The organism is Acetobacter sp. DsW_063, assembly GCF_002153745.1.
GTDB lineage: Bacteria > Pseudomonadota > Alphaproteobacteria > Acetobacterales > Acetobacteraceae > Acetobacter.
Genome location: NZ_JOPL01000050.1, coordinates 1 through 23,429 on the forward strand (window position 1 = coordinate 1; position 23,429 = coordinate 23,429).

The 23,429-nt window shown below is 61.8% G+C and carries 25 protein-coding genes; 16 read left to right on the top strand and 9 right to left on the bottom strand.

The features are described from left to right. Both HK28_RS08495 and HK28_RS08500 read left to right on the top strand, forming a co-directional pair. Positions 1-1,141 (top strand): UDP-glucose/GDP-mannose dehydrogenase family protein (locus tag HK28_RS08495; protein ID WP_143217369.1); only part of this gene is annotated, 1,141 nt, incomplete at its 5' end. 443 nt (positions 1,142-1,584) lie between these two features. Continuing rightward, complete coding sequence (locus tag HK28_RS08500; RefSeq protein WP_143217370.1) at positions 1,585-1,764, top strand: hypothetical protein; 180 nt, start codon at positions 1,585-1,587, stop codon at positions 1,762-1,764. A 232-nt stretch (positions 1,765-1,996) separates the two neighbouring features. Here the strand turns inward: HK28_RS08500 and HK28_RS08505 are convergent, their stop codons facing one another. The 7 genes from HK28_RS08505 to nth form a co-directional block, all read right to left on the bottom strand. Then, positions 1,997-2,542, bottom strand: a complete 546-nt coding sequence (locus tag HK28_RS08505; protein ID WP_086644166.1) for a GNAT family N-acetyltransferase — start codon at positions 2,540-2,542, stop codon at positions 1,997-1,999. A gap of 163 nt (positions 2,543-2,705) precedes the next feature. Further along, positions 2,706-4,115: an exo-beta-N-acetylmuramidase NamZ domain-containing protein gene (locus HK28_RS08510; RefSeq protein WP_086644167.1), complete on the bottom strand. Its 1,410-nt coding sequence runs from the start codon at positions 4,113-4,115 to the stop codon at positions 2,706-2,708. A gap of 91 nt (positions 4,116-4,206) precedes the next feature. After that, on the bottom strand, positions 4,207-4,569 hold the full coding sequence (locus tag HK28_RS08515; protein ID WP_233140441.1) for a hypothetical protein: 363 nt from the start codon (positions 4,567-4,569) through the stop codon (positions 4,207-4,209). A gap of 37 nt (positions 4,570-4,606) precedes the next feature. Further along, on the bottom strand, positions 4,607-4,828 hold the full coding sequence (locus HK28_RS08520; protein ID WP_086644168.1) for a Trm112 family protein: 222 nt from the start codon (positions 4,826-4,828) through the stop codon (positions 4,607-4,609). A 49-nt stretch (positions 4,829-4,877) separates the two neighbouring features. Next, positions 4,878-5,537 carry an LON peptidase substrate-binding domain-containing protein gene (locus tag HK28_RS08525; protein WP_084440401.1) on the bottom strand — a complete coding sequence of 220 codons (660 nt, stop codon included), beginning with the start codon at positions 5,535-5,537 and terminating at the stop codon, positions 4,878-4,880. A 68-nt stretch (positions 5,538-5,605) separates the two neighbouring features. Continuing rightward, positions 5,606-6,538 carry a tetratricopeptide repeat protein gene (locus tag HK28_RS08530; protein WP_369823632.1) on the bottom strand — a complete coding sequence of 311 codons (933 nt, stop codon included), beginning with the start codon at positions 6,536-6,538 and terminating at the stop codon, positions 5,606-5,608. Between the two features lie 285 nt (positions 6,539-6,823). Beyond that, positions 6,824-7,480 (bottom strand): endonuclease III, encoded by a 657-nt coding sequence (nth, locus tag HK28_RS08535; protein WP_035376251.1) that lies wholly within the window; start codon positions 7,478-7,480, stop codon positions 6,824-6,826. Here nth and HK28_RS14300 point away from each other — a divergent pair. Together HK28_RS14300 and HK28_RS08540 are read left to right on the top strand one after the other, a co-directional pair. Next, positions 7,461-7,628, top strand: a complete 168-nt coding sequence (locus HK28_RS14300; protein ID WP_233140442.1) for a hypothetical protein — start codon at positions 7,461-7,463, stop codon at positions 7,626-7,628. The genes nth and HK28_RS14300 overlap by 20 nt on opposite strands. 221 nt (positions 7,629-7,849) lie before the next feature. Then, entirely contained in the window at positions 7,850-8,524 is a 675-nt protein-coding gene (locus HK28_RS08540) for a VC0807 family protein (RefSeq protein WP_143217371.1), read from the top strand. A gap of 21 nt (positions 8,525-8,545) precedes the next feature. On the opposite strand, the gene HK28_RS13785 is transcribed toward HK28_RS08540, so the two are convergent. Beyond that, positions 8,546-9,325, bottom strand: a complete 780-nt coding sequence (locus HK28_RS13785) for a hypothetical protein (protein ID WP_143217372.1) — start codon at positions 9,323-9,325, stop codon at positions 8,546-8,548. Here HK28_RS13785 and HK28_RS08550 point away from each other — a divergent pair. The 6 genes from HK28_RS08550 to HK28_RS08575 all read left to right on the top strand — a co-directional run bounded on the left by HK28_RS08550 (position 9,324) and on the right by HK28_RS08575 (position 17,095). Next, positions 9,324-10,832 (top strand): exopolysaccharide biosynthesis polyprenyl glycosylphosphotransferase, encoded by a 1,509-nt coding sequence (locus HK28_RS08550; RefSeq protein WP_086644172.1) that lies wholly within the window; start codon positions 9,324-9,326, stop codon positions 10,830-10,832. The genes HK28_RS13785 and HK28_RS08550 overlap by 2 nt on opposite strands. Then, on the top strand, positions 10,822-11,658 hold the full coding sequence (locus tag HK28_RS08555; protein WP_233140443.1) for a WecB/TagA/CpsF family glycosyltransferase: 837 nt from the start codon (positions 10,822-10,824) through the stop codon (positions 11,656-11,658). The genes HK28_RS08550 and HK28_RS08555 overlap by 11 nt, the downstream gene beginning before the upstream one ends. 51 nt (positions 11,659-11,709) lie before the next feature. Continuing rightward, entirely contained in the window at positions 11,710-13,875 is a 2,166-nt protein-coding gene (locus HK28_RS08560) for a polysaccharide biosynthesis tyrosine autokinase (RefSeq protein ID WP_086644173.1), read from the top strand. A 15-nt stretch (positions 13,876-13,890) separates the two neighbouring features. Next, complete coding sequence (locus HK28_RS08565; RefSeq protein WP_086644174.1) at positions 13,891-15,048, top strand: glycosyltransferase family 4 protein; 1,158 nt, start codon at positions 13,891-13,893, stop codon at positions 15,046-15,048. Between the two features lie 26 nt (positions 15,049-15,074). After that, positions 15,075-16,385 carry an outer membrane beta-barrel protein gene (locus HK28_RS08570; RefSeq protein WP_158093428.1) on the top strand — a complete coding sequence of 437 codons (1,311 nt, stop codon included), beginning with the start codon at positions 15,075-15,077 and terminating at the stop codon, positions 16,383-16,385. 71 nt (positions 16,386-16,456) lie between these two features. After that, positions 16,457-17,095: a polysaccharide biosynthesis/export family protein gene (locus HK28_RS08575; RefSeq protein ID WP_086644210.1), complete on the top strand. Its 639-nt coding sequence runs from the start codon at positions 16,457-16,459 to the stop codon at positions 17,093-17,095. Positions 17,096-17,113: 18 nt separating this feature from the next. On the opposite strand, the gene HK28_RS08580 is transcribed toward HK28_RS08575, so the two are convergent. Then, entirely contained in the window at positions 17,114-17,308 is a 195-nt protein-coding gene (locus tag HK28_RS08580; protein WP_086644176.1) for a hypothetical protein, read from the bottom strand. A 211-nt stretch (positions 17,309-17,519) separates the two neighbouring features. Here HK28_RS08580 and purB point away from each other — a divergent pair, with 211 nt between their 5' ends. From purB to purL, 6 genes are all read left to right on the top strand, one after another. Further along, a complete protein-coding gene (gene purB, locus HK28_RS08585; protein ID WP_086644177.1) occupies positions 17,520-18,869 on the top strand; it encodes an adenylosuccinate lyase in 1,350 nt (449 codons plus the stop codon). A 178-nt stretch (positions 18,870-19,047) separates the two neighbouring features. After that, positions 19,048-19,812 (top strand): phosphoribosylaminoimidazolesuccinocarboxamide synthase, encoded by a 765-nt coding sequence (purC, locus tag HK28_RS08590; protein ID WP_086644211.1) that lies wholly within the window; start codon positions 19,048-19,050, stop codon positions 19,810-19,812. A gap of 61 nt (positions 19,813-19,873) precedes the next feature. After that, positions 19,874-20,116 (top strand): phosphoribosylformylglycinamidine synthase subunit PurS, encoded by a 243-nt coding sequence (gene purS / locus HK28_RS08595; RefSeq protein WP_026397355.1) that lies wholly within the window; start codon positions 19,874-19,876, stop codon positions 20,114-20,116. Next, positions 20,113-20,499 (top strand): Rap1a/Tai family immunity protein, encoded by a 387-nt coding sequence (locus HK28_RS08600; RefSeq protein ID WP_086644178.1) that lies wholly within the window; start codon positions 20,113-20,115, stop codon positions 20,497-20,499. Before purS ends, HK28_RS08600 begins: the two co-directional genes overlap by 4 nt. After that, positions 20,496-21,197 (top strand): phosphoribosylformylglycinamidine synthase subunit PurQ, encoded by a 702-nt coding sequence (gene purQ / locus HK28_RS08605; RefSeq protein ID WP_086644179.1) that lies wholly within the window; start codon positions 20,496-20,498, stop codon positions 21,195-21,197. Before HK28_RS08600 ends, purQ begins: the two co-directional genes overlap by 4 nt. Continuing rightward, positions 21,194-23,404 carry a phosphoribosylformylglycinamidine synthase subunit PurL gene (gene purL, locus HK28_RS08610; protein WP_086644180.1) on the top strand — a complete coding sequence of 737 codons (2,211 nt, stop codon included), beginning with the start codon at positions 21,194-21,196 and terminating at the stop codon, positions 23,402-23,404. The genes purQ and purL overlap by 4 nt, the downstream gene beginning before the upstream one ends. Positions 23,405-23,429: the final 25 nt, after the last annotated feature.

The following is a 23,429-nucleotide window of genomic DNA, read 5'->3' on the forward strand; positions in this document are numbered from 1 at the left end:
ACGCCTGACGTTTGGCGACGACATCGCCGTCGCTGTGGCGGGGGCTGAAGCGGTGTTCATCGCCGTCGGCACGCCGCCGCGCAACGGCGACGGGGCGGCGGACATGCAGTATGTTCACGCTGCGGCGGAACAGATCGCCAATGCCCTGACGGGCTATGCGGTGGTGGTCACGAAATCCACCGTTCCTGCGGGAACGAGCCGTCGAATTGCCGAAATTATTCGCGCAGCCCGCCCCGATGCGGATTTCGACGTGGCCTCAAACCCGGAGTTCCTGCGCGAGGGCAACGCGATCGGCGATTTTATGCGGCCTGACCGTGTGATCATCGGTCTCGACCGCACACGTCCGGAACGTGTCGCCCGCGCGGAAGCGGTCATGCGCAAGGTTTATCGCCCGTTGTCGCTAATCGAGGCGCCGCTTCTCTTCACGTCGCTTGAGACGTCGGAACTGACCAAATACGCGTCGAACTCGTTCCTCGCGATGAAGATTTCGTTCATTAACGAGATGGCCAGTCTCTGCGAAAAACTTGGTGCGGACGTTCACGATCTGGCCAAGGGCATGGGGCTCGACGGGCGTATCGGTCGCAAGTTCCTGCATCCTGGTCCGGGTTACGGCGGCTCGTGTTTCCCCAAGGACACGCTCGCCCTGTCTCGTATTGGGCAAGAAGCCGGAAGCCCCTGCCGTCTGGTCGAGACGACCGTGCAGGTCAACGACGCTCGCAAGATCGGCATGGCGGGCCGCATCATCGCGGCGTGCGGCGGCTCCGTGGAAGGCAAGAGCATCGCGGTGCTGGGGCTGACCTTCAAGCCGGAGACGGATGATATGCGTGAGGCGCCGTCGCTGCCGATCCTGCATCGTCTGGCCGAGGCGGGCGCAAAGATCCGCGCTTACGATCCGGTCGGAATGGATGCGGCCAAGCCCGGCCTTCCTCCATCCGTCGCATATTGCTCGGATGCGATCGACGCGGCGACAAATGCGGACGCTCTGGTGGTCCTGACCGAATGGAACGTGTTCCGCGCGGTTGCGCCCAAGGCGATCAAGGAGGCCATGAAGGGCGACGTCGTGGTCGACCTGCGCAACATCTTCGATCCGGCCGCCATGCGTGCCGCCGGCCTGCAGTACCAGTCTGTGGGACGACCCTGAAGTCAGGGAGTCTGTTCGCAAAGTTGGCGGTCAGCGACTTTCGCAGAAAATTGCTCATGCAATAAAGAGTAACGGCCCTGTCTTCCCGGGCCGTTACTCTTTTCATCGCTTGGTTGCGGTGGAGCATTTGTACGCGCATCAACGCTACATCTGCGGATTGGGCGAAGGGCCTCAAATAGCGGTCGTGAAAGCCAGCGTTTGCGAACCGGCACGCCAGACCGGAGTTTCGAAAACAGTCTGGTCACTAAAGCTATCTGACTGCCGTCTATTCCGTCTTCGCAAAGAGGGGGCAGGGCGGCGGCGTAGCTGATCGCCATCGTCCCATCTTGCCGATTCGTAATGCAGTCCTATCTTTAAAGAACTATATTTCGTCGTCGTATGGACAGCCGCCCTCTGAGGCGTCGGAGGGGAAACGTATGGAGTGGCAAGGGTTTGTCGCGCTGATGACGTTTCTGTTCCTGTCAATTTTTGCGCCATTGCTGATTGCTTTGGTGATTCTCTGGCGTAACGCCTTGGACGAGGGATGGGCGGAACGTGACGCCCGGTTCCGTGAAGTGATTCTTCGTCGCGCAGGATCGCCGCCCCGTGCTCCGTCGAAAACTCAGCAACGCAAGGTGCGGTAATCGCCTGCCCGCGGGTGCTGGCCGATCGTTATCTGGGTGTTAATCATTAAAAATTTCCGGACATCGCTTTAACGAAGACAGTCTCATCAGCTACGTGGGTTCGGTGAGGCAGAGCGCGCCCGATCAGACGAATGCGAGAAGCAGGCTGGGGGTTCGGGCCACAGTTGGCGGCCCCGTCGATCGATTGTCGACAATGGAGCCGCCGAGCCGTGGGACAATCAGTTCGCGTCCGTCAGTTTGATAAATGGGATGGTTCACGCCCGAGCTGAGGTCGCTGACGCTCGAACATGGTGACGGTGGCGCCGCGATATTCGGAGGCGCCAAAGGGACTGAACCCCAGTCGGGTGGCGAGCTGAATCGAACTGGCGTTGTCGGGATCTATGATACAGACGGTCCGTAACTCGGAGCGCGTTTCATCGAACCAGCGAAGTACGGCCGACATTGCTTCAGACGCAAACCCTTTGCCGTGGAACGCCCCCCGGAGCAGCCATCCTGCCTCCGGTGAGCCGTCGAATGACGCGCCGAGCCCGCGGTGAAAATTCGCCAGCCCCAGTTCTCCCATAACAGTTCCGGTCGCGCGCTCGACGACAGCGAACATTCCGTAACCAAACAGACTCCAGTGCCCCGTGTGTTGAAGAAGTCTGCGCCACGCCTCTTCACGGGTCGTTGGCATGCCCCGGATGAATTGATTAACGGCGGCGTCAGTCGTTACCGCCAGTATGGCCTCGAGATCTTCAGGGGTGTGCGGCCGAAGAAGCAGGCGGTCGGAGGTGATCATCGTCGGTTCGGCTCCAGTGTGCTTGGCGTGAAATGTGTTAGAGGCGACAGGCTGACAGGGCTGGGGCGAGAATGGGCAGTCGGGTCTGAATTCGTGATGCAGCAAGAGATGGCGTGGCGCGATTGGCCGCTCGCCCCAGTCACATGCGTAATGATCGGTTGCGTCAATACAGCAGATAAGGACGGCGGACGCGGGCGAACGTCGCCGTTTCAGCGTTCCATTGACGCAGGGTCGCGGCAGGCGGCGTTCCGGCGTTCACTGATTGCCGCAGGGTGTCCGTTCCCGCCAGCCTGTCTATCGCGCGTCCTTCCTCGCGCCACGCAAAACCGGGCCAGACGGCCTTCGCCGCGAGCAGCAACGCGACGCCGAGGGCTACCGGATTGAAACGCTGGGGATCAGTCACCAGCATCTGCGCCCCTAGCACCTCTCGGCCCATGAAAACGGAAGAGGAGGGCGTAAAACTTGTCTCCCGAAATCCGACGCCGGGAAGCGAGAAATCGTTAAGCTGTCGGACGAATGCCGATGAATCGAGATCCGGCGCGCCTGCGAGTTCGAATGGCGTTGTGGTGCCGCGTCCAAGGGACAGAGGCGTCCCTTCCAGCAGGCATACGCCGGGATAGAGAGTCGCTGTCATTGGGGCCGGCATGTTCGGGCTCGGGGGCACCCACGCCAGCCCGGTTTCGCCAAACGTCATCCAGCGCCGCCAGCCTTGCATGCTGACGACGTCCAGACGCACCGACCGTCCTGGGTAATTTGTGTGCGGCAGGATCTCTGCGTTGAAGAAACGCGCCAGTTCGCAAACTGTCATGCCGTGCTGCAGCGCGACAGGCGCCCGGCCGAGGAAGGACGCATACTGTGGCGAAAGGACCGGACCGCGTACGGCCTCTCCACCCAGCGGGTTCGGTCGATCAAGCACGATTACCCGCAGGTCAAGCCGCGCGCACGCCGCCATCGCGTCGAACAGCGTCCAGATATAGGTGTAAAATCTTGCGCCCACGTCCTGTATGTCGAAGATCACCGCCTCGATGTTCGCTTGGACGAAAACCTGCTCCAACGCGGGGCCTGACAGTCCGTAAAGCGGCATGACAGGCAAGCCGGTCCGCTTGTCCTGACCTCCTTTTTCTGTCGCGCCGGGAGGGGCTGAGCCATGCAGCCCGTGCTCGGGGCTGAACAACGCACGCAGATCGACGTCGGATCGTTCGTGGAGAATCTCTGAGATGTGCCGAAAGTCGGGGCCGATACTCGTCTGATTGGCGATCATGCCCAGTCGCATGCCGCGTAGCGACGCGAATCCCTGCGCCATCGCGACTTCAAAGCCGGTGCGCACCCGCTCGCGCCCGCTTTCGCATCGGGATGCGGCATGTCCGGATCGGGGGACAAAAGCCGCCGCTCCGACGCCGAGAAGGGCGCGACGCCGCAGGTTCATTCCGCAAGGTTCATAAGCCGGGGTGGAAAACCCGGTCGCGAACGACCACATAGGGTTCGACCGGGGCTTGGCGCTTTCGCGTCGTAGCTTCTGCTGTTTGTCGGCAGAGCGTCGTCCATCAGAATCCGAGGCCGTAATTGCGCTCATTGATCCGAAAGCCCCTTCTTTTGCTCCCGCTTCTCATCCTGAGTGCATGTTATGGCGGCCGTTATCACCACCACCATCACCGGCGCGGGGGTTACTCGTCTCCTCCGCCAGCAGCACCACCGCCGCGAGGGTGGTGAGTCCCCGTGTCAGGACGTCCGTACGTGACCTCAGTATCCGGCGTCACGTTGGACGTGCCGGGTTTGGGTAGAGACGTTCCTGCGTAAGGCGCGGGTTCGTAGCGACCGCCACGGGTGCGGGGCGCCGACGCATCGCTGTAATCTGCTTCGCGCTCTCGCCGTTCTTCGGCTTCAGCCGCCTCAGGAAAGTTTCGGCCGGGACGCTCCGGCGGCACGTCGATGTCCTCGCCCGCGCCGGGATCCTGAGCGGTGGGGCGGCAGCCGGTCGCAAGCAGACCCGCCATAGCGAGCAGAAGGGGGCGCCGTCCCGTCAGCACGGGCCGCTCTCTTGGGTCGACGCCATAATGCGAACTGTCAGTCGGCCAGCGCACGCGCCTCTTCAGGCAGCATGATGGGGATACCGTCCCGCACAGGATAGGCGAGACGCGCCTGCGCGCTGATCAGTTCGCCGGCGGCGCGGTCGTATGTGAGCGGTCCCTTCGTAACCGGACACACCAGGATCGACAGAAGTCTCGGGTCCAGCGGCGCTGCGTCGTGCGGGGTTGCGTCCGGGGATGAGGGCGTCGGGGCAGACATTGGGTGACTCCGTGTGGCGATGCTGGACGGCGGCGTCTCTGACGGCCGTCTAAGATGGGGAGATATTACGCGGCGCTCCGTCGCCCGGATACGGTCCGGAAAGATCGAGCAGGGATTGCAGCACCTGAGCGCGCTCGGTCAGCGTCTCCGCTTCAAGCAGCGCCTGTTTCTCGGCGGAAGGGAATGGGCAGATCATGGGCAGCGTGACCAGGAGGGCGTCGTCGCCCATCTGGTCGATCGCCTCCCAACTCACGCTCAGGCCGCGCGCCTGAAAATACGTCCGCAGCGAAGAGAGAAGATGCTCCCTGTCGAACGGGGCCGACGGCATGTCGCTCAGGTCGCCGGAGTAGGCCGACGTATCGATACGCGCCCGCCGGTACCCCCGACGCACTCCGCTTTCGCGAAGGAACCGGAAGCGCGACACACCGGTCAGTGTGACGGCGTAGGTCCCGTCGGCGCGTTCTGAGAAGGATGTGATTCGACCGAGGCAGCCAACGTCGAAAAGCAGCGGCGCGCGTCCGTCCTCATCGGCGTCGAAATCATTAAACGGCTGGATGATCCCGATCAGACGACGATCCGCCAGCGCGTCCTCGACCAGCGCCACGTAACGAGGCTCGAAGACGTTAAGCGGCAGCTTGCCACGTGGCAGCAGCAGAGCCCCGAACAGCGGAAACAGGCCGATCTCCGCAGGGAGATCGGCAAGGGTCATGTCCGGGATGCGAGGTATGAGGCGCGGTATCTCTTCGCTGAACACCGAGTCGTCCAAACCCGGTCCCTTCAGGAAAACAGCAGGGAGGAGAGACGCCGCCGCGCGAGCAGCGTCGCCGGGTCGTCGTGTCCCCAGGACTCGAAAAATTTGAACAGAAGCTGCTTTGCGGCCCCGTCGTTCCACTCCCTGTCGGCGCGCAGTATCGCCAGCAGCTCGTCGGCGGCTTCCTGCTTCTGACCCGCGGCGTTCAGCGCATTGGCGAGCCCGACCCGTGCCTCGAAATCCTTGGGGTCCGCTTCAATGCGGGCGCGGAGCGCCTGCGCCTCTCCAGCTACGCGCCGACCCTCTTTCTTCAGTTCCAGAGCGGCACGCGCGCCTTCGATATCGGCGTGGGAGGCGATCGCAGCGGGGACGTCGTTCAATGCAGCCTCAGCGGCTTCTTCGTCGCCCAACGCAAGCATGGAACGGATCAGCCCGCCCCATGCGGTCGGATTTTCAGGCTCCATCTCAAGGACTGCGGAATAGAGCTGGGCCGCCTGTTCGGGCTGTTCGTCGTCAAGGGCCGTGCGCGCCTCAACCAGCAAATCGGCCGCAGGCAAGGTCGCGCCGCCAGCGGCTTTCAGCACGCCCTCGATGAACTTCTTCACCTGGCTTTCCGGCAGGGCCCCCTGAAAGAGGTCGAGAATCTGCCCCTTCCAGAACGCAGCCACCATCGGGATCGATTGCAGGGGCAGGCCGAGCTGACTCAGCTGCGCGACAAGCGAACGGTTGGCTTCGATGTCAATCTTGACCAGCCGCACGCGTCCGCCAGCCGCGTTAACGACTTTTTCGATAACCGGCGTAAGCTGTTTGCAGGGGCCGCACCAGTCGGCCCAGAAATCGACCAGCACAGGAACCGAGCGACTGGCGTCGATCACCAGTTCCATGAAGTTGGCTTCAGTGCCGTCCATGACCGCCGGCGCGGCTGATCCGGAAACGGGAAGCCCGTCCTCCTGAAGCATTCCGGAGCCCTGCGTCGTCCCGGTCGCGTTCGGGCGGTTCTGGCCGATTATGTAGTCCATCGTCTCGAATCCTGCCTCAGCTATGCTACGCCGCGTTCGGGCCTTCTGCCCGGACATCCTTGATCGAACTTCCGTCTAGCGCAGCGACAGCGAAATACAAACCCGCGCTGATGCAGATCAAGAGAGGCCCAGTGACAGCCGCATGGCGTTCGACTTCGTTGCTCTATAACATTGGCGGCGGCGCTGGTTCGCGCAATATCCGTACGCAGAATAACGGCGAACGGTTCATGCTTTTGCGCGCTTCGGCGCAATCAGTTCCTTGTCGGGATAGAGGCAGTGCGCCGTGGCGACGCATCGCCAGCATTCCGGGCGCCGCGCCTTGCAGACATAACGCCCCTGCAGGATCAGCCAGTGGTGGGAATCACGCAGCATGGGGAGTGGAACGCGCCGTTCCAGCGCCCGCTCGACGTCCAGAACGTTCTTGCCACGCGCCAGTCCCGTGCGGTTTGCGAGGCGAAACGCATGCGTGTCCACTGGCACCGCCGGTTCTCCAAACGCGACGTTAAGCACAACCGCCGCAGTCTTGCGTCCAACGCCGGGCAGGGTCTCCAGAGCGTCGCGGTCGGTCGGGACTTCGCCGTCGTAACGCTCTACCAGCATCTGCGAGAGGGCGACGACATTGCGGGCCTTGTTCCGCCACAGGCCGATCGTGCGGATAAACTCGCCAACCTCGTCCGGGGTTAACAACGCCATCTCCGCAGGTCCGGGGGCTTTCGCGAACAACGCGGGCGTGACCCGGTTGACTGAGGCGTCGGTAGCCTGCGCAGCAAGCGCTGTGGCGACAAGAAGCTGAAAAGGCGATGAGAATTTGAGTTCGGTTTCAGCGTCCGGCCATGCGCGGGACAGGTCGGTGAGAAAAGCCGTGACTTCCTTCTTTGTCATGTCCCTCGGCGCGAACGCGGCGCCTTTTGGCTCCGGATCGGCGGGCTTCGACGTGGAGGATCTGGTTGCGGGCTTCGTTCTGGCGGTCGGCATGGGACGAATGTTTCACCGTTCCGGCTCCGTCGTCAAAAGACGTCTTATCTGGTGAGCTGTACGATCGGACGCCTCTGTCGGTCCTTGCGGTGGAGAGGTGCGTCGGCGTGTGAACGACGTGAGGGTTTCCGCCCGGCAGTTTGATTCGACGTCGAAAGGTATCGTGTGCGTTGCCCTCATCATGTAACAATGGGGCCGGGATTCAGCGATGCGGCGAAAAGGGGCGGGTGAGGCATGGGCGCGGAAGTGCGGGATAAACGTTCGGACAGCCGACTCGTGGCGCGATTTCGGGGCCGTGGCTTTCATGTGGTCGCCGATCTGGCTGTAAACTTTGCGCTGCCCCTCCTGATTTATAACCGGGTAGCCCCGGTTTACGGCGATGTGACGGCGCTGCTCGCGTCCGCCGCTCCGCCCATCCTCTGGTCACTGGGTGAATTCGCAATCCGGCGCACTGTAGACGCGATTTCGATGCTCGTTCTTGCGGGCATAGCGTTGTCTTTGCTCGCAATGATGGGCGGCGGGGGGCCGCGTTTCCTTCAATTGCGGGAAAATCTGGTTTCGGCGCTGATTGGGTTGCTCTTTCTGGGGTCGGTCGCTGTAGGAAGGCCTCTGATCTATTATCTGGCTCGCGCCACGATGGTGCGGCAGGCGGACGATTCTCTGGAGAGGTTCGAGGCGCTGCGTCACAATGCAGGCTTCCGTCGCGTGATGACCATCATGACGCTGGTGTGGGGATGTGGGCTGCTGCTCTCCGCGAGCGTGGCCTGTGTCCTTACGTTTGTATTGAGTATTCAGGCGTACCTCATTGTGCACCATTTTCTGGGTTACGGCACGATGGGGGCGCTGGGAGCGTGGACGTTCTGGTATCGGCGCCGCGTTGAACGTAGCGCCCGGCTGAGGGACGAAGGCGTCGTTTCTGCAGCCATGCGTGACGCCGCAACTGGATTGTAGGTAATTAGAAACGAAATTTTACTAAATTTCTTCTGTGTTGCTTTGAAAAAAAATCGGCGGCGCCAACTTTCCGTATGAATATTTTGTGTCATAGGCTACCAAGTTAGCCGTTGCCTGAAAAAGCGATAGAGCAGCGGTAGGGCTGAGCGTCGTGGATAAGTGGCGTTGGCGCTGAGTCGCTCGGGTAGGCGAAGTGTGAGCAACTGGCCGCCGAGAAGCTTCTTCGCGATTATTCACGGGCTCATAAGCAAGACACAAAAAGGGCAGGGATACGACGTCGCTCATGCTCAGTGGAGCGTTCGTATAACGACGATGTTCCACGCCTTTTTCATCGCTCATGGCTGTGGCGACGTGGTGTGTTTGAAGATGAGATGGTGATGCCGCGTCTGTGGAGGGGAGGCTTTCGCTGTGATTTTTGTTTTTTTGGCGGCAAAATTTTGATTGTTGGCGATTTATCGATCGTCGCGGTGTTCGCCAGCCAAAATGATTTTCCAATAAATTGGAAAAATATAAAAATAACTTTCTAGCAACATAAATATACACCGTAAATATTTTTATATTTATTTCTATTAAAATATCGTTAAAATTTGCGCACTTTTCGCTTTGTCTTCGTTGTAAAATGTGATCTCTTTCACGCTCTGTTTGAAAACGGGAAGACGTTGAGCCCGGTTGGAGCGCAAGTTGCTCCGGTCGAAAGATGGCGCATGTGAAGGCACTTTTTGTGTCATCGGCGAAATGTCCTGTCGGAAGGCGCAATTTTGACGCGATTTCTGTTGGCGTCATGTAAGGGAGCGTCGCCATGAAAGAGCAGCTTGTTTTTGCGGACGTCGAGATCGATTTTCCAGTGGGCGATACGCGTAGGACGCTTTCGATCGTATCGCCGGGGCGACAGCTTCTGCGGGAGCCTTATCCGTATTTGCATACAGTTCTGGCTTCGATCGTATTTTCTGTCGACGCGGCCGCGGTTTTTCTGGCCTCGTTCTTCGCCTCTCATTTTGTTCTTGATCTCCCGCTTGCGGGCGGTTTGATGCCCGCTACGGCGGCGGATTTCGTGGCGGCGTTGGCGTTCGTGCTGCTCCCAAAAAAACGCTCGTTGCTCGCTTACCCGAAAATAAAAAAACTCAATACGCAATTTCGATATCTGGCCCCCGGGTTTCTGATGGCCTGTGTCGTAAACGCAGGGATGCTGGTTGCGTTGCAGCGCCCGATTCTGGAGGCGCTTCGCGTTGCCGTATTGTGGGGCGCTGCCGCTGCGATAGCACTGCTGATTGGCCGTGCGGCGATCGCGCTGGCGCTGGCGACGTCACTCGTCAAGGTTAAGCTTCAGAGGAAAATCGCCATTGTCGGCGGCGGTTCGATGGCGTTTGCGCTGGCCGGTCGTATTTCGGCTGATGGCGCTGGCGCAAATGGCGCCTATGGGCTCATGGGAATTTTCAATAATGTGCCGGGATCGGCCGGGTTGGATGGAGATCTGGACGATCTTGTCGAAAAATGCCGTGTGGAGGGGGCGCATGCGATTATTCTCGCTATGCCCGACAACGGTTCCGCGAAGGGTGGCGTGCGTGACGTAAGTTACAAACTTCGTAAAGTTCTTTCTGATATATATATCGTGCCGAACCTCGTCAGTGGCGTGGACTCGGCCTTGCCTGTTGAATATCTGGGACCGCATCCGCTGTTCATCCTGCAACGGCGTCCTTTGTCCGACATGCAGAATTTTCAGAAAACAGCTTTCGATTTCGTATTCGCTCTTGTGGCGACGATACTGCTGTCCCCGCTGCTGCTCGCCATCGCCGCTATCGTAAAGCTGGACTCTCCTGGGCCGGTATTCTTCCGTCAGCCTCGGCGCGGGTGCAACGAAAAACGTTTCATGGTGTTCAAGTTTCGCTCGATGCGGACGGAAATGTCTGACTTTGGAGCCGCGCGGCAGACCAGCCGGAACGACCCCCGGGTCACACGCGTCGGCAAGTGGTTGCGTAAACTCAGTCTGGACGAACTGCCGCAACTGTTCAACGTGCTGGCGGGCGACATGTCTCTTGTCGGCCCCCGTCCGCATGCTCCGCAGACGCGGGCGGGCGGCCATCTTCTGGATGATGCGCTTGCGGACTATGTGCTTCGCTATCACGTGAAGCCGGGAATAACCGGGTGGGCGCAGGTAAACGGCGCGCGCGGAGAGCTTGTGACGGTCGGTGACCTTGAGCGGCGCGTAAAATACGACCTCGACTATATCCGGCGCTGGTCCTTGTTTTTCGACGTGAAGATTATCTTCCTTACAATCGTTCGGGAGATTTTCAGCCGCCATGCGTTCTAATCTGGCCACTACCACGGACCCGGCGTTCATGCCCCCTCCGTCCGACCTCACGCCGCCGCCGGTTATTGAAGTCATGGGGTTGGGGCTTCATATGGTCACGCGTGAGGAGATCGTCGATCGCGTAGTGGAGGCCGTGCGCGCCGGTCGCGCCATGCGAGTGATTAACGCCAACGCCCATTGTGTCACCCTTGCACAGCGTCGTCCGTGGCTGCGGCGAATGTTCCACGACGCAGAAATCAGATTTTGCGACGGCGCGGGCGTTCAGCTTGCCTCGCTGTTTCTGTCAGGTCGCAAGCCGCCGCGCACTACGCCGCCTGAGTGGGTGGGGCCGGCCCTCGAACGTCTGGGCGGCGATGCGTCAGTGTATTGGCTCGGTGGAACGGAGGAGGCGGCAGAGATTGCCGCGCAGATATACAGCGCCCGGTATGGCTGCAAGACGGCGGGCGCGCATGGAGGTTTCTTTGACCCGACGCCAGGCTCTCCGGACTCGGAAAAAGTGCTGCAGGAGATTCAGCAGGCTCGGCCTTCCGTCCTGTTGTTGAATATGGGCATGCCGCGTCAGGAACGTTGGCTTTGTGATAACTGGAGCCGATTGCCGCCCACGGTCGCTATTACAGCCGGGGCTCTGGTCGATCACGCGGCTGGCCGGGTCTCCCGTCCCCCACGCTGGGTTGCTGATATGGGGCTGGAGTGGCTGGTGCGCCTCGTGCGCGAACCGAGACGCTTGTGGCGTCGCTATCTGCTCGGGTTGCCGGTGTTCGGCCTGTATGTGTTGCGCTGGAAACTGTTCGGGCGCCGATCGGCCCGGGCTGCGGAGGCCTTGTGATCTCTGACGACGAAACTCGAACCGACCTCACGCAGGAAAGGAACCGTCGCCATGGGCTTTGAACGAGAACTGGACCACCCCTTCGACAATGGCGCGGCGTATCATCGTCAACCGGTGGACGGATATGCGGTCATGTGGCGCTATGTCGGAGTCATGTCGCGTCATCGCGCACTGTTCGCCAGCGTCTTCGCCGTTGCGTTTCTCGGCGGCACAGGCGTCGTGTTTTCCTTGAAGCGATCATTCGTGTCCACCGCCACGGTGGTCGTGACCGCGCCTGTCGACGACCCGTTCAGCCAGACCGCCCAGGGTGGCAAAACGCTTGAGGATGACGAACTTGCGACGCAGGCGGAGCTGATCCAGTCGCGCGACGTCGCGGAACTCGTCCTCAAGCAGATTCCGGCGTCAGAAGGCGGGCATAAGGGCGGCCTGCGCGCCGCGCTATGTTCACACGGCCTGAAGTTCGCCTGCCCCGCGCCTGCCCCTTCGGAACAGCAGGGGCAACTTGAACACGACGCACGTATCGACGGGCTTCTGGCGACGATCACGGTGGAGCCGCAGCCGCATTCCCGCGTCATCGCCCTGAGCGCCAAAGCCGATACGGCGGATGCTGCGGCGTCGATCGCCAACGCGTTTATCAGCAGCTATCAACAGGTGTCGCTGACGCAACAGCGCGGGGATCTGGCGCGCGACGCGGAGTGGCTGGACGAGCGGACTTCGGCGCTGCGGCGGCGCTGGGTGGAGGCGGAGAAGGCGGCGAGCGACTTCAACGCTCAGCATGGTCTGACCAATCTCGACGGCGACTCTCCTCTCGTCGGGCATGAAATCGCGACCATGGCGGCCAGCCTCAATCAGGCGCAGGCTCGATACGCCGCCGCTCAGGCGCGCATGGAAGTGCTGAACGAGGTGAAAGCGAACGGCGACCCGCGTTCCATCATCGCCCTTGGCGATCAACCGCTGCTCGTGGCTTCGGCTAACGCCCTGATGCAGGCGGAAGCCGCAAGAGCGCAGAAGATCGGATCGTTCGGGCCTAACCACCCGGACGTAGTCGGATTGACGGGGCAGGTCGCCGCTGCGAAGGCCAGTCTCGCCGCGGAAACACGGCAGGCTCTGGGATCGGTCAACGCGGAACTGGTGGCGTCCCGTGCGGAGGTCGCGCAGCTTACCCGCTCGCTCGACGCGCTGCGTGGCAGCTACACCGGGCAGGGGGCGGCGCAGGCGGAATATCGCACGCTGCGTCAGGACGCTGACAGCGCAAAGAGCGTTTACGAAGCCTTCCTCGATCGCGCCAAGGAATTCGCCGACCGCGCGGCTTTGCTGCGGCCGCCGGTCGCGTTTGTTTCGCACGCGGCGGTCCCGGCCGCGCCGACATTCCCCAATCGTAAAAAGCTCGAACTTGGCGTCATCGTTCTGGGCCTTATTTCGGCGAGCACCGCAGTTGCGCTACGCGCCATGCTGTCGTCCGGCTTCACGGATATCGAAGAATTACGTCGCTTCGGGGGGCTGCGCCTTCTGGCTGTGTTGCCGAAGACGCGTGGCCTTGCGAGGGCCAGCGGCAAGCTTTCGGTCGGCCAGAGTTATTCGCCGATCGGCGATGCGGCGCGCGGCCTGTTGACCCAACTGTCCCTCATGCGCGCAAGCGGCGACGCCGACGACAGGATCGTCGCTGTGACGTCGCCAACGTCAGGAGACGGCAAAAGTACGCTGGTGTCCTGGCTCGCGGCGACGGTGCAGGCTGGTGGACAGGATGTGCTGGTGATCGGAGACGCGGCTGGCCGGAGTACCGTTGGTCATGGGCTATGGGACGTCGCTTCCGGGCGCGCGACGGCTGACGAAGCGATAGAGCGCGACGCCACAACCGGCGTCGACGTGCTGTGGGGCGGGGATCTCAGCGCGTTCGACCCGTCGGGCGTCGACAAGCTTCGCGCCGTGCTGCGGGGGCTGTCGTCACGCTACCGCATGATCGTGATCGACGCGCCGTCGCTCATGGTGAACCCGGACGGCCTCGTGCTGGCGTCCATCGCTGATCAGGCGTTGTTCGTCTGCCGCTGGAACGACACATCCCGCCGCGACGCCGCCCTGTGCATCGAGCGACTGCGTCATTACGGTGTGCGCGTAAGCGGGCTGGTTTTGAACGCCGCTGAAGGGCGCGCCGCCGGAGTGTCTCCTGACGGGCAGGCGCCGCGCGCCTCTGTCGGCCTGCTTCAGCATTTCAGATAGAATCTAGGGTAATTCGTGAAAATTGTTCATGTCGTCAGACAGTTCAGTCCGTCGGTCGGCGGTCTTGAGGATTCCGTTCGTCAGCTTGCGGCCCTACAACGTCGCGAACTGGGACTCGATACGCGGGTCGTGACGCTCAACCGTGTTTTTAACAGGCCGGGCGTTCTCGCAGACGAGGATGAAGTGGACGGCGTGCCCGTGCGCCGCGTTCCGTGGCGCGGTTCTACGCGCTATCCGCTTGCGCCGTCGGCTTTGCAGGCGCTTGGCGACGCCGATCTGATTCATGTGCACGCAATTGATTTCTTTTTCGATTATTTCGCAGCGACGAGCTGGTTGCATCGCAAGCCAATGGTCGTTTCGACGCATGGCGGCTTCTTTCATACCGGCGCTTTTTCCCGGTTGAAAAAACTCTGGTTTTACACGCTCACGCGCATGAGCGTGCGTGCTTACGATGCGGTGATCGCGTGCAGCGAAAACGACGCCGACATTTTCCGCCGTATCGCGGGGACGCGATTGATGACGATCGAGAACGGCGTCAATCAACAGAAGTTTTTCGACGCCTCATCCCCGTCTCCGCGTCGAACCATCGTCTCTTTCGGTCGCTTCGCCAGCCATAAACGACCTGATCTTCTATTTCCTCTTCTTGTCGCGTTGAAGAGAAAGAATCCGGATTGGTCTCTGGTCGTCGCCGGACGCCCGGCGGATGTCTCCACGGAAGATTTACGTCGCATGGCGCAGGATGCGCAGGTCGCCTCGTCCGTGCGATTTGTGATTGATCCCGACGACGTGACGCTGCGGGAGACGATCGGGGAAGCCAGTTATTTTGCCAGTCTTTCCGAACATGAAGGCTTTGGTCTGGCCGCAGTGGAGGCGATGTCTGCGGGCCTGACGCCGCTTCTCAGCCCGATTCCGCCGTTTCGCCGTCTCGTCGCCCAGACCGGTGTGGGCGTATTGGTCGATCCGGCCGATCTGGACGAGGCGGCCATACGGATCGAGGCGGCGCATGTGGAAGACGAGGGTGCTGCTTCGGTTGTGCGACGTTTGGCGATGCAGGGGGCTGAACCATACGACTGGCGAAGCGTCGCACAGCGTTACGCCAACGTATATCAGGACATTCTGAGACCGTCAGGGCATGCGTCCCTTCGCGGCGCGAGTGCGCAAGGGCGGTCCTAAAGTTGGGAATGGGAGCGTGGACCAGTATGCGCGTTCTTGCGGCGTTCGGCGGGATCGTCGTGACTGTCGGGGCGTCGTCCGAAGCGAAAGCGCAGTTAATCGACCGCTACTTTCCGTCCGATCTGCCCGGATACGGCCCAGACACAACAGGATCGGTGGTGATGCGACAGATGATCGAGAACTCCCAGCCAGGTATCCCCGTTCACGATTTCATCGTTCGGCCGAAGGTCAGTCAGTCCGTCGGCTACAACGCGAATGTGCTCGCGACGCCGGGCACAGGCAGTGCGCAACTCGATACTTCCGCGAGTCTTCGGGTGAATTCCGACTGGCGGCGCAACGCGGCGGGCGTATCGGTCGGCGTCGCCAACAAGGCGTATCCGTCTCTGTCGCAGGCGGGCTACACCAACTGGAACGTCGGCGCTGGCGGGGCGCTGGATATCGGCCGCGACCGGGTGTCTCTAGGATACTCTCACAGCGCGCAACATCTTTCAGCGACCGATCTGGGCAACTTCGGCGTCGCCTATCCGGTGCCCTACGCCGTGGACGATCTTCGTATCGGATATTCCAAAACATGGGGGCGATTTTCTCTGATTCCCGGAGCTGCATGGGATGATTATTCGTTTGGGAGCGCCATCGGCCCGGTCGCTTATGATTCGCGAGATTTCCACTCCATCAGTCACCAGACGGAATCGCAAATGCTTCAGTCGCGGTTCGCCATATCCCAGGGTGACGCGGTGGTGGCGATCCTGCGGGCGTCGGAAGCGCAGTTCGTTAAAGGGAGCGGAACGTCGTCGAATTACATAGATGGCGGCGGGTTCGTCGGCGTCGATCTGCGTTCCGACGCAGTTCTGCAATATCGCGCGCTCGTCGGGGGAGAGACGCGTCACTTCACCAACGCTTCGACAAGAGCGATCGTGACGCCGACCGCCGAGGTTGACGTCATCTGGACGCCTGGGCGCCGCAACACCATCACCCTGACGGGGTGGCGGGGCATTTTCGATCCGACGTCCCCGTTCTCGCGCAACCAGACGGCATCCAGCATCAGGTTGCAGTTCGACCGCGAACTTCACCATGATCTTTACCTGCGCGGGTTTGCAAGCGCCGCGAAAACCGTGTCGCGTTCCAGCGACGCCGACGGGCCGGATCGACGCCAGACCCAATTCACCTTCGGCGTCGGCGTCAACTGGAAGATCAATCGCGACTTCACGGCGTCGCTGAACTACAGCCACATGAACAGCTATTCCCATTACGGAGTGGCGCAGACGACCAGCTATGGCGTCAGCCGCTCCACATACGCCGCGAACGCGGTCATTCTGTCCCTGAGTTTCGCGCGATGACGGTGCGGAGCGGAGAGCGGACGGCGCGGCGCGTCACTCGTCACCTGGTTGAGAAGGGCATCGTTCGTCGCATGACCATCACTTTCGCTTTCCCGACGTCGAAGCGTGTAACGCCGGTCGGCTCCAGCCGCCGCAGATGCGATGGTCGCCTTGCCGCAAGGGCGCTGATTTTGCTCAGCGCGCTGGGCGCCGCCGCCTGCTCGGCGCCGGGCAATCTCCAGCCACTGCCGCCGCCGCCCGCGTCGTACCTTCTGGGGGCGGGAGATACGCTACGCATCCTGACATATAACGATCCGCAATTAAGCAATTCGTTCACGGTCAGCGACGCCGGGACGATCGGGTTTCCGTTGGTCGGACCGGTGAAAGCGGCAGGAAAGACGCCAGACCAGCTTGCCGCCGATCTGTCCGGCGTGCTGGGGCAGCGCGGCGTCCTCAATCATCCCAGCGTGTCCGTGGAAATTGCGCAGTACCGACCGATCTTCGTTCTCGGAGAGGTGGCGAAACCGGGGCAGTATCCCTACAGCCCTGGCATGACCATGCAGTCGGCTGTCGCACTCGCAGGAGGGTACACTTACCGGGCGGTCACCGATATGGCGGGCGCAGTGCGAACGGAAGGCATGCAGGGCGGCCGACCGGTCACTGGCAGCGTCAAACCTGCGAGCCTTCTGGCGCCCGGAGATGTGGTGACCGTGTATGAGAGGTACTTCTGAGCGACTGGCGAACGCGCGTCAGAGAACCAGCCACGCCAGCAAGGCCCAGAACGGGGCACAGATAAGCAGGCCTATCGCCAATCCTCGGAAAAGTGTTCGTTCCTGCCCACGCTTCCGTCTTGCGTGTTCGACCAGTTGGGTCGGTTGTCGGGCGAGCGCCTCTTCCGCCGCCTTGAAGGCGGACCAACTTGCTTGGTTCTGCTGATACGGCATTTTGAAGTCCAGAGGGCGTCGCTTTAATTCAATGGTAGAGCAGATTGATGGATGAAAATCATTAATTTTCCGTCCATGTGGTCTCGGGACGCTATGGAAACAGCGCGCCTGAACCGCTCTTCAATTCCGTCATGCGAAAAAATGCTTTAGGAGCACGCTGCGGCCCCGGCCCGGGCCGCGATCAGTCTGAGGTTTAAGGGAGACCCGTTTCATGGTGCCGCGTTATTCGAGACCCGCGATGTCGGCCATATGGGCCCCCGAGAACCGCTATCGGATCTGGTTCGAGATCGAGGCGCTGGCTTGCGAGGCGATGGCGGAGCTGGGCGAGATTCCGAAGGAATCCGCCCGCACGATCCGCGAGCGTGGAGACGCGGCGATGGCTGCCTTCTCCAGTGCCGACCTGGACCGGATCGACGCGATCGAGGCGGAGACCCGCCACGACGTCATCGCGTTTTTGACGTGGCTCGCCGAGAAGATCGGGCCGGACAGCCGCTTCGTGCACCTGGGCATGACATCTTCCGACGTGCTGGACACCTGTCTCGCGGTGCAGTTGACGCAGGCGACGGACATCCTGCTAGAAGGTCTGGACTCGGTTCTCGTTGCGCTGAAGAAACAGGCGTTCGCGCATAAATACACGCTGACCATCGGCCGCAGCCACGCCATTCACGCCGAGCCCACCTCGTTCGGTCTGAAGATGGCGGGGCATTATGCGGAGTTCGTCCGGAATCGGGAGCGCCTGCTGACGGCGCGCGCGGAAATCGCGACCTGCGCCATTTCCGGCGCGGTGGGCACGTTCGCCCATCTCGACCCGAAGATCGAAGAGTTCGTCGCCGCCAAGCTTGGTCTGAAGATCGAGCCGGTTTCCACGCAGGTCATCCCGCGCGACCGCCATGCCGCCTATTTCTGCGCGCTCGCCGTCATCGCCAGCGGCATAGAGCGTCTGGCGACCGAAGTGCGCCACCTCCAGCGTTCGGAAGTGCGGGAGGCCGAGGAGTTCTTCCATCCGGGTCAGAAGGGCTCGTCGGCGATGCCGCACAAGCGCAACCCGGTGCTGTCGGAAAACCTGACGGGTTTGGCGCGCCTCATCCGCTCGCATGTCGTTCCTGCACTGGAGAACGTCGCCCTGTGGCATGAGCGCGACATCAGCCACTCCGCCGTCGAGCGCAATATCTGCCCGGACGGCACGATCGGACTCGATTTCGCGCTCGCGCGTCTCGCGGGGATGATGGACAAGCTGGTCGTCTACCCGGAGCAGATGGCGGCGAATTTGGAGAGCCTCGGGGGCGTCGTGCACTCGGGCGAAGTGCTTCTTGCGCTCGCCCGCGCTGGCGTGCTTCGCGAGGACGCATACAAGATCGTCCAACGCTGCGCGATGGCGACCTGGACAAAGCTCGGTAAGCCGGAAGGCCGCAGTTTCCGTGAAAATCTGGGCGACGACCCAGACATCGTGGGCAAGGTGGCGCCGGAAGTGCTCGACGCGGCGATGGACAGCCGCGCGCACCTGAAGGCGGTGGATGCGCGTTTCCGTCTCGTGTTCGGGGAACCCGGCCCGGCGGCCTGAACGGCGGTTATGGGGGAGGGCGCGTGGTAAGCTTTCTCCCGCTGCGCCGTGCATGGGCTGTATCATCCGACGCGGAAGGCTGCTAAGAGGCAGCGCCAACGGGGCCCCCAAGCAGGGGCGACAACAGCACGGATTCTGCGCCTTGAAGCAGGCCCGTGCGCAGCCAGCAAGGATGACGATGGCCCGCCGCCGCCAGCTTTACGAGGGAAAAGCCAAGATCCTGTTCGAGGGACCGGAGCCCGGCACACTCGTGCAGTATTTCAAGGATGACGCGACGGCAGGCAACGGCGCCAAAAAAGGGATCATCACCGGCAAGGGCGTGCTGAACAACCGCATCAGCGAGCATGTGATGCTGCGCCTGCAGGAGATCGGCATCCCGACGCACTTCATCCGCCGCATCAACATGCGCGAGCAGTTGATTCGCGAGGTTGAGATCATTCCGCTTGAGGTCGTGATCCGTAATGTGGCGGCCGGAAGCATCGCCAAGCGCCTCGGAATCCCTGAAGGCACTCGGCTCCCGCGCTCGATCGTCGAGTATTATTACAAGAACGACTCCCTCAACGACCCGATCGTGGCCGAAGAGCACATCACGGCGTTTGGCTGGGCGTCGACGCACGATATGGACGACATAGTCGCCATCGCGCTGCGCGTGAACGATTTCCTGTGCGGTCTTTTCGCCGGAGTGGGCATCACGCTGGTGGATTTCAAGCTGGAGTTCGGCCGCTTGTGGGAAGGCGAGGAGATGCGCATCGTTCTGGCCGATGAGATCTCGCCCGATAACTGCCGCCTGTGGGACGCCAAGACGAGTGAGAAGCTCGACAAGGATCGTTTCCGGCGCGACATGGGGCGCGTCGAGGAGGCGTATCAGGAGGTCGCACGTCGTCTGGGCATTCTGCCCGAGGCTGGCAATGGCGACCTTAAAGGCCCGGAGGCCATGCAATAAGGCCGGGCCAAAAGGTTGGGGCTTGGTCTGACGTCGGGAAAAGTTCGGAAAAGAGGGTGATATGAAAGTACGGGTGACGGTTTCGCTGAAGGAAGGCGTGCTGGATCCGCAGGGCAAGGCCATTGGACACGCACTGCATGTTCTCGACTTTCCCGAAGTTCGTGAGGTTCGCGTGGGCAAGGTGATCGAGCTGGATCTCGACGAGGCCGACGCCGCGCGTGCGCAGGAGCGCGCCATTGAGATGGCGAAGGGGCTTCTGGCCAATCAGGTCATCGAAGATTTCAGAACGGAGATCGTGCAATGAACCGTGTCCGGACTCTTGCAACGGCTTTCTGCGCCGTAGCAGCGACTTCCCTGCTGGCGTCGGCCGCCGACGCGCAACGTGTCTCCCCCATGACGGCTGGCAATTTCGGACGCATCTGTTCGAAGCCCGCTGGTGGGCAGATCTGCGACGCGTACATCACCGGCATGGCTGACGCGGGCGCGCTCGCCAAGGTCAATGACCGCAACGAAGGCGACGCCAACGCGCCGGCGGGCTTCTGCATTCCTCAGGCCGAGACTGGCGTCGCCATGCGCGGCAAGGTCGTCGCCTGGCTGAAGGGGCACCAGGACTCGCTTTCCAAGCCGGTGGGCGAGGGCGTGTTCATGGCGCTGCATGATTCCTATCCCTGTGGCGGCGCGAAATGAAAACAGGGATCGTCGTCTTCCCGGGCACTAACCGGGAGCGCGACATGGCGATCGCGCTCCACGGCGTGACCGGGCGCAAGCCGGAAATGTTGTGGCATCGTGACACGGCGTTGCCTGACCTCGATCTGATCGTGTTGCCAGGCGGCTTCAGCTATGGCGATTATCTGCGTTGCGGCGCGATGGCCGCGCATTCCCCGATCATGCGGGAAGTGAAGGCGTTCGCCGAGCGTGGCGGTCATATCCTTGGCGTCTGCAACGGCTTTCAGATTTTGACGGAAGCCGGTCTTCTGCCTGGCGCTCTGCTGCGTAACGGCGGCATGCGTTTTCTGTCGCAGGATTGCTATCTGCGCGTGGAAACCAGTGAAACGCCGTTCACTCGTCACTGGAAAAAGGGTGACGTGTTCCGTGCGCCGCTGGCGCATGGCGACGGCAACTACGCGTGCGACACTGAAACGCTTGCGGAACTGGAAGGCGAGGGGCGCGTGGCGTTCCGTTACGCCTCGGCGGGTGGCGTCGTTGACGCCAGCGATCGCGCGTCCAATCTGAATGGCAGCGTTAACGCCATCGCGGGCGTGATCAGCGCCAATAACCGCATTTGCGGCATGATGCCGCACCCCGAAGATCTGGTCGATCCGCTGATGGGCGGTGTCGACGGCAAACCGTTATTCGATGGCTTGGTGGAGGCTCTGGTCCGGTGACTGCCGCACAGAAGACAGTGGACGCGGCTCTTGCGCGCGAATTCGGGCTGTCCGACGAAGAATACGGTCGCGTCCTGACGATCATGGGCCGCACGCCGTCCCTGACGGAACTCGGCGTGTTCTCGGTGATGTGGTCGGAGCACTGCTCCTACAAATCGTCCCGCAAGTGGCTGCGCACGCTGCCGACGACGGCGCCGTGGGTGATCCACGGGCCGGGCGAAAACGCGGGCGTGGTCGATATCGGCGAGGGACTGGCCGCCATCTTCAAGATGGAGAGCCACAATCACCCGTCCTTCATTGAGCCTTATCAGGGCGCTGCGACGGGCGTTGGCGGCATCCTGCGCGACGTGTTCACCATGGGCGCGCGCCCTGTCGCCAACCTGAACGCCCTGCGCTTCGGTTCGCCCGAGAACCCGCGCACGCGGCAGATCGTCGATGGCGTCGTACGTGGCATTGGCGGTTACGGCAACTGCGTCGGCGTGCCGACTGTTGGCGGGGAGGTGAATTTCCATCCCGCTTATGACGGCAATCCGCTGGTCAATGCGATGACCGTCGGCGTTGCTCGTCAGGACCGAATCTTCCTGTCCGCTGCAGCCGGCGTTGGCAATCCGGTCGTTTATGTCGGGTCGAAGACGGGCCGCGACGGTATCCACGGCGCGACCATGTCCTCCGCCGAATTCGACGAGAACGCGCTTGCGAAGCGCCCGACCGTGCAGGTCGGCGATCCGTTCGTCGAGAAGCTGCTGATCGAAGCCTGTCTTGAGTTGATGGCCACCGATGCAATCGTGGCGATTCAGGACATGGGCGCCGCAGGCCTGACGTCGTCCTCGGTCGAGATGGCCGGGAAGGGCGGGGTCGGCATCGATCTCGATCTGGACGCTGTTCCCCAGCGCGAGCCGGGCATGACGGCGTACGAAATGATGCTCTCCGAGAGCCAGGAGCGCATGCTCATGGTGCTCAAGCCGGAGCGGACCGAACTGGCCCGCGCCGTGTTCGAGAAGTGGGAGCTGGATTTCGCCATTGTCGGTCATCTGACCGATACGGGGCGCATCGTCGTCCGGCATCGCGGCGCGGTGGAGGCGGATATTCCGCTGGATCCGCTGGCTGATCAGGCGCCGATCTACGATCGTCCGGTTGCGCCGCTGGCTGCGCCGGAAGAGCTCGGTCCGATTCATGATCCGATTGGTCTGGAGCAGTCGCTGCTACGTCTAATCGGCTGTCCCGATCTGTCGTCGCGTGCGTGGATCTGGAACCAGTATGACAGCGCGGTCGGCGGGCAGACCGTTCGCCGTCCCGGCGGAGCGGACGCCGCAGTCATCAAGATCGAGGACAGCGAGATCGGCCTCGCTCTGACTACCGACTGCACGCCGCGCTACTGCCGCGCCAATCCTCGCTCGGGTGGGGCTCAGGCGGTCGCCGAGGCATGGCGCAACATCACCGCGACGGGCGCGAAGCCTCTGGCGGTGACGGACAATCTCAACTTCGGCAACCCGGAAAAACCTGAAATCATGGCGCAGTTCGTCGCCGCGATCGAAGGCATGGGCGAAGCCTGCCGGGTTCTCGATTTCCCGGTCGTTAGCGGCAACGTGTCTCTCTACAATGAGACCCGCAATCCCGACGGCTCGACGCAGGCGATCCTGCCGACACCCGCCATCGGCGCGCTTGGCGTTCTCTCGGATGTGCGAAAGACGGTCGGGCTGGCGCTGCCAAAGTCTGGCGTTCTCGTGTTGGTTGGGGAAACAGGCGGTCATCTCGGGCAGTCGCTCTGGCTGCGCGAGGTGCTTGGTCGTGAAACAGGCGATGCGCCAGTTGTCGATCTTGAGCGTGAGAAGCGTAACGGCGACTTCGTGCGTGAGCGTATCGCTGCGGGCGAGGTTACCGCGTGCCACGATCTTTCGGACGGCGGACTTCTGGTTGCGGTCGCCGAAATGGTGATGGCGGGTGGGGTCGGATGCGTCCTGCAATCGGCGGAATCGGGCATACGTCCGGAGGCGTTCTGGTTCGGCGAAGATCAGGCCCGCTATCTGGTCGCCATTGAAGGCGACGCCGACGCACTGATCGCGCAGGCGAAAGCGCAGAGCGTTTCCGCGCGTGTGATCGCGACAATCGGCGGAGACGGTTTGACTTTGCCCAATGGCGCTACAATATCCATTGCGCGCCTGCGTTCCGCGAACGAGGCATTTTTCCCCGGTCTGATGGAAGCGTGACGGCTCGGGCCGTCGTCCCCTTCCT